We start from the raw sequence: 6,047 nt of genomic DNA on the forward strand, positions 1-6,047 counted from the left end.
CATGGGTTAACCTCCCCGATCTGGCGGTGTGAAAATAAGGAGCGCGGGCGGGGCTCGCCCTGTCCCGCGCTCCGTGGCACATCATTGCGCCGGCTGCTCCTTCCCGCGCTTGCCGATGCGGCTGAGCGCCGCCCGCAAGTCGTCGAGATCCTTGAACCGGGCCGTTAAGGTCAGGCTGCTTCCGCGATCGGCCAGCGTCACTTTTTCCGATCCGGTGAAGAGTTCGGCCAGTTCGGCCTCGGCTTCGATTTTCTGCTGTGCTTCGGTGGCGATCGCCTGATCGACCGAGGACAGCACATATTCTTCTCCGAACCCGCCCTGGGGCTCCTTGAGCCAGAAGTAGCAGACCACCCAGCTGATCAGCGCGCCGGTGGCGATGATGAAGAAGAACTGTGAGGGCGTCACGAACATGAAGATGAACAGGTAGAACACTGCTCCGACATTGCCGTAGGCGCCCGCCATGCCGGCGATCTGTCCGGTGACCCGGCGCTTGATCGACGGGATGATGCCGAACGTCGCGCCCTCCGCTCCCTGCACGAAGAACGAGCAGCCGATGGTGATCGCAATCGCGATGATCAGCGGCCAGGAGGAGTTCAACAGACCCATCAAGGCAAAGCCGATGGCGATGCCCATCATATAAGCGAGCATGACGAAGCGGCGGTTGCCCATCCGGTCGGACACCAGACCGCCCATGGGACGCGCCACCAGGTTGACGAAGGCGAAGGCCGAGGCGATCAGACCGGCGGTCACCGGGTTCAACCCCCAGGTTTCCTGGAAGAACATCGGCAGCATGGACACAACAGCCAGCTCCGCGCCGAAGTTTGCGAAGTAGGTGGTGTTCAGGGCCGCGACCGAACTGAACGGATAGCGGTCGTCCTTGGGCACACCCTTCTTCAGGATCGGCATGTTGACGCGAATGGCCTGCCAGACCTGATAGAGGACAACGACTGCAATTGCCGCATAGCAAAGCGAAGCGACGAACCCGTCGATATAGCCCATCATCTGGACCCGGTAGACGAGGATCGACAGGATGCCCACAAGCGGCACGGTAAAGATCACCAGAAGAACGAGATCGCGGAAGGTCGAGACCTCGAGCGCGGCCGCCTTGCGCGGTTTCCTGTGCGTGTCCTTGGTCGGCCCGTCGGTGATGGCGAACCAATAGAAGACGCCGTAAATCGCCATGATCGCGCCGGAGGTCGCGATGGCGTAGCGCCAGCCGTCATCGCCGCCGTAAAGCACCAGAGCAACGGTGGGTATGGTCATGGCCGCGGCGGCTGAACCGAAATTACCCCAACCGGCATAAAACCCCTCGGCAAAGCCGATATGGCGCGGTTTGAACCACAGGGCCGTCATGTGGATTCCGACGACGAACGACGCGCCGACCGAGCTCAGGATAAGCCGGGAGACGAAGAGCTGTTCCTTCGTGTCGCCGAAAGCGAAGAAGAAGGTCGGTATGGCCATCGAGACCATCAGGACGGAGAAGACCCGCCTCGGCCCCCATTTGTCGAGCGCCATGCCGACAATGATCCGCGCAGGGATCGTAAGCGCCACGTTGGCGATCGCGAAAAGCCGGATGTCGTCGCGCGTCAGCCAATCGGCCGATGCCAGGATCGACGACGCGAGCGGCGCCATGTTGAACCAGACATAGAAGGTAATGAAGAACGCAATCCATGTGAGATGGAGAGCGCGTATCTCACGGTTCCTGAACCGGAAGAGGTCAGAGACTTGCATGGGAGGTGTCCTTTGCGTTTGCTTGCCGCAGGGCTAGGCGGCGGGCTCGTGTGTTGGGATGATAAGGACAGGACATTTGACGCGGCGCGCCAGGAAGGCCGAGACCGACCCGAAGGTCATGTGGTCGAACTCCTCGACGATCGCGTCGATCCGCTTGGTTATGAAACCGAGCGGCTTGTGATCCGGCTGATGGCTGTGGCGGGCCATAACCAGGATGTCGGGATTCTTTTCCTCGGTCGCGCGCAGGATCATCTTGCGGGCATCGCCCTCGGCCAGCATCACCTTCGCCGGAAAACCGGCGGCGACCAGCTCGGCGGCGGCGGCCTCGACACCGGCCTTCTGCGCCGCATACTGCTCGTTGAAAAGATCGTCGGCCCCGGACGTCGCACTGCCCACATCCTCGATCACCGAGACCAGCGTGATCGAGGGATTCAGCGGTCCGAACATCTCCTTTACCGCATCGAGCGTTATTCGCGCGTTGCGCGAATTGTCATAGGCGAGCATTAGATCCATTGTCGTTCCTTTCGGCATTGGGCGGCCCGGATCGAGCCACCGACCCCGCAATCGGCCGACAACAGTTCTTGCTTAGAAGAGGTCGAAAAAACTTGATCTAAGTCATGCGATAGTATTTTATATAACAAAATAAATAAGTTACATAAAAATATCATAGACCGGCAAACAGAATGACGCCCCGCGGCGCCGACAAAGAGTGTACGGTCGTTGACATTTCTGAAAAAAGAAATTGACAAATATCAAGCGGCGACGGAATAGCCTTTGTCGAAGACGTCCGCCCTCGCCGCCAGCTTTTCAGTCCGCCTCCGCCGGAAGATCCTGCCTGAACCCGTTCGGCCTTTCACGGAACGGCTGTGGATAGGCCGGCTTGCGAATCACGCCGCGGTCCGATACCCCGGGTGACGTGGTCGCTCGTATGTTTGCTTTGTGTCATTTTTCGAACGGATCAGTCGACAACAATGCTGACGAATGCCTCAATTCTTCTGACCGGCGGCACCGGGTCATTCGGCCATGCCTTCGTTCCGCTGACATTGAAAAAATACAATCCCAAGCGCCTCGTGGTCTTTTCACGCGATGAGATGAAGCAGTGGGAGATGGCGAAGCTCTATCGCGACGACCGGCGTGTCCGCTTCTTCATCGGCGATGTGCGCGACAAGGAACGCCTTGCCCGCGCGTTGAACGGCATCGAGTTCGTCGTCCACGCAGCCGCCACCAAAATCGTGCCGACGGCTGAATACAACCCGTTCGAATGCGTCAAGACCAACATCAATGGCGCGATGAACCTGATCGACACCTGCATCGATGCCGGCGTCAGGCGTGTCGTCGCCCTTTCGACGGACAAGGCCAGCAGCCCGGCCAATCTCTACGGAGCGACAAAACTCGCATCCGACAAGCTCTTCATCGCCGGCAATTCCTACAGCGGCACGGACGGAACCCGGTTTGCCGTCGTGCGCTACGGCAACGTCATGGGTTCGCGCGGATCGGTGATCCCCTTTTTCATGTCCCTGCGGGAAAAGGGCGCGTTACCGATCACAGATACGCGCATGACCCGGTTCATGATCACCCGCGAACAGGGTGTTGAACTGGTCTGGACGGCGATTGACGACATGATCGGCGGTGAGATCTACGTCAGGAAAATCCCGTCGATGGGGATCATGGATATCGCCGAAACGATCGCTCCGAATGCATCAAGGGACATCATCGGGATCCGGCCCGGCGAAAAACTGCACGAGCAGATGATCGGCTTCGAGGACGCGCCTTACACCTATGAATATGGGAGCCATTACAAGATCCTGCCGGCGATAAACAGCTGGTCGAAGGATCCGGCCCGTATCGGTGACGGGAAAAAGGTCGCGTCCGATTTCATCTACAGCTCGGATCAGAATTCCGAATGGATGTCACAGGGCGAACTGGCCGAATGGATAGATCAGAACCGCCAACACCTGTTATAGACGGCCCATGATCCCCTATGGCCGACAAACCGTTTCGCAAGCCGATATCGACGCGGTCGTCGATGTCCTGAAGTCCGACTTCCTGACCCAGGGACCGGCGGTTGAAAGGTTCGAGGCGGCCGTTGCCGGCTATTGCGGCGCCGCGCGGGCGGTGTCGGCAAACAATGCGACCGCCGCACTCCACCTGGCCTGCCTTGCCCTTGACGTCGGTCCGGGCGATCGCGTCTGGACAAGCCCGGTCAGCTTTGTCGCCAGCGCCAATTGCGCGCGCTATTGCGGCGCCGAGGTCGATTTTGTCGACATCGATCCTGAAACCTACACGATGAGCGCCACCGCCCTGTCCGACAAGCTGGCGGAGGCGGCCAAGCGCAACCGGCTGCCGAAAGTCGTTATTCCCGTGCATCTCGCCGGGCAGTCATGCGCGATGGACGAGATCGGTCGGCTTGCCGGCGAATACGGTTTTTGTGTTGTGGAGGACGCGTCCCACGCCATCGGCAGCAGCTATCAGGGCGAACCGGTGGGCAATTGCCGCCACAGCGATATCGCCGTCTTCAGCTTCCACCCGGTCAAGATCATAACAACCGGCGAAGGCGGCATGGCGGTCACCAACCGGCCGGAACTGGCCGACAGGATGGCATTGCTGCGCTCGCACGGCATTACCCGCGACCCGGCCCTCATGGATGGTCCGTCCGAGGGTCCCTGGTACTACCAGCAACTGGAACTCGGTCACAATTACAGGCTGACCGACATTCAGGCAGCGCTGGGGTACAACCAGCTTCAGACGCTGGATGCCTTTGTCGAACGACGCACGGAATTGGCGGATCGCTATGAAACGGTGCTGCGGCCACTCCCGCTCGCTCTGCCCGTGCAGCATGCCGACACCGCTTCGGCCTGGCATCTTTATATTGTACGCCTGATGAAGGACCGGACCGCTTCGGATCATCGCGAGGTCTTTGAAAAAATGCGAGGGGCCGGCATCGGCGTCAACCTGCACTACATCCCGATCCATCTGCAGCCCTACTACCGAAACCTCGGTTTCGGCCCCGGTGATTTTCCGAACGCCGAGCGCTATTACGAGGAAGCCATAACGCTGCCCCTTTTCCCGGGACTGACCGACGCCGAGCAGGACCAGGTTGTCGAATGCCTGCGGCAGGCGATTGAGCGATAAAACAAAAAAAAGCGGTTTTACCCGATATCGATTTTCGTTTCCCTGTCCAGCTTCGATATAAGGTCCTGATCGGTCTTGTAGGGAACGATGAGGTGCCGGTTGATGGCGGCCAGCTTGTCGTCGCCGTCAAGGACCTTGAGGGCATTGGTCAGCGACGGGCCCAGGTTTTCGCGCTCCAGCCTCTCATAGAGCTGCGAGAACATCTCCAGATCCTCCGGATAGTCCAGCGTCAGCCGGTGGTCCCTGATCAGATCATCCGGCAAATCGACCATTTCGACCTTGAAGACATGTCTGTTGTTCTGGAAATACCAGGTCATGTATTCCGAATGCCGGGCGCCGCCTTTCAGGGCGATCACACGCTGCAGCGCTTCGCGGTTGATAATCTCCGTTCCGGTTCCCACGGTGATGTCCCGAGCCACGGTGTAGTCGGCACCGGACGCGAAATGGTGCTCAAGCAATATCGCGGCAATTTCCGATGACACGATCGGGCAATCCGCGGTCACCCGGATCACGACATCGATCCCGTAGGCCTCACAGGCGCCGAGATAGCGCTGGATGACATCGTCGGGATCGCCGCGCCAGAAGCGCGCGCGGCCGCCCAACGTATGGTTCTCCAGAGCCGCATCTTCCTCGACCGTCGACGTCGCCAGCACGACAAGGTCGGCGCCCTCGATCGCCAGGCAGCTCTCCAGGCAGCGCTCGACCGACGGGCGGCCGGCGATGGATGCCACCGCCTTTCTTTCCAGGCGGGCGGATTTCATGCGGCAGGCGACGATGACCCCGACCCTTGCGGGCCGGAACTGGCTGGCCTTGATCGTCCGACCCTTGCCGATCGGCACTGCCAGAATGCCTGGGCGTTTTTGAACATCCATCAATTCGCTGAACGGATCGCCGGGCTGCGCGGTTCTGCGGTAAACGAGATCGGACGGCGCAATCGTCGAGCCATCGGGCAAATCATGCGCGGCAACCGGAACCTGAACGGTTGTTGCCAGATATTTTTTTTCCGGGCCCGAAATGAACGGCACACCCGCCATTGCGGGAAGGGCCGTCAGGCGATCGGCAACGATCTGCATTTCATCCGGCTGCAGCGCGGAGTGATAATCGTATTTTGCCCCGGCGCGGTCGAGGCAGATGTGTTTCTCCACCATGCTGACGGAAACACTCATGGTGTCCGCGACTTCCCG

At 59.8% G+C, this 6,047-nt stretch carries 5 protein-coding genes; 2 read left to right on the plus strand and 3 right to left on the minus strand.

Annotated elements, in window-relative coordinates:
- Positions 1-81 precede the first annotated feature (81 nt).
- Together AC5E6N_RS22790 and AC5E6N_RS22795 are read right to left on the minus strand one after the other, a co-directional pair.
- Complete coding sequence (locus AC5E6N_RS22790) at positions 82-1,731, minus strand: MFS transporter (RefSeq protein WP_491749953.1); 1,650 nt, start codon at positions 1,729-1,731, stop codon at positions 82-84.
- A 33-nt stretch (positions 1,732-1,764) separates the two neighbouring features.
- A complete protein-coding gene (locus AC5E6N_RS22795; RefSeq protein WP_491749954.1) occupies positions 1,765-2,244 on the minus strand; it encodes a universal stress protein in 480 nt (159 codons plus the stop codon).
- A gap of 458 nt (positions 2,245-2,702) precedes the next feature.
- Here AC5E6N_RS22795 and pseB point away from each other — a divergent pair, with 458 nt between their 5' ends.
- Together pseB and pseC are read left to right on the plus strand one after the other, a co-directional pair.
- Positions 2,703-3,695: a UDP-N-acetylglucosamine 4,6-dehydratase (inverting) gene (gene pseB, locus AC5E6N_RS22800; RefSeq protein WP_491749955.1), complete on the plus strand. Its 993-nt coding sequence runs from the start codon at positions 2,703-2,705 to the stop codon at positions 3,693-3,695.
- 7 nt (positions 3,696-3,702) lie between these two features.
- A complete protein-coding gene (gene pseC / locus AC5E6N_RS22805; protein WP_491749956.1) occupies positions 3,703-4,863 on the plus strand; it encodes a UDP-4-amino-4,6-dideoxy-N-acetyl-beta-L-altrosamine transaminase in 1,161 nt (386 codons plus the stop codon).
- Positions 4,864-4,880: 17 nt separating this feature from the next.
- On the opposite strand, the gene AC5E6N_RS22810 is transcribed toward pseC, so the two are convergent.
- On the minus strand, positions 4,881-6,047 hold a 1,167-nt coding region (locus AC5E6N_RS22810), incomplete at its 5' end, for a cytidylyltransferase domain-containing protein (RefSeq protein WP_491749957.1).

This window comes from Hoeflea sp., from assembly GCF_984452065.1.

What these genes read in the sequence shown, in the direction of transcription:
- AC5E6N_RS22795 (WP_491749954.1), bottom strand. Translation starts at nt 2,244, where the DNA reads ATGGATCTAATGCTCGCCTATGACAATTCGCGCAACGCGCGAATAACG.
- AC5E6N_RS22790 (WP_491749953.1), bottom strand. Translation starts at nt 1,731, where the DNA reads ATGCAAGTCTCTGACCTCTTCCGGTTCAGGAACCGTGAGATACGCGCT.
- pseC (WP_491749956.1), top strand. Translation starts at nt 3,703, where the DNA reads ATGATCCCCTATGGCCGACAAACCGTTTCGCAAGCCGATATCGACGCG.
- pseB (WP_491749955.1), top strand. Translation starts at nt 2,703, where the DNA reads ATGCTGACGAATGCCTCAATTCTTCTGACCGGCGGCACCGGGTCATTC.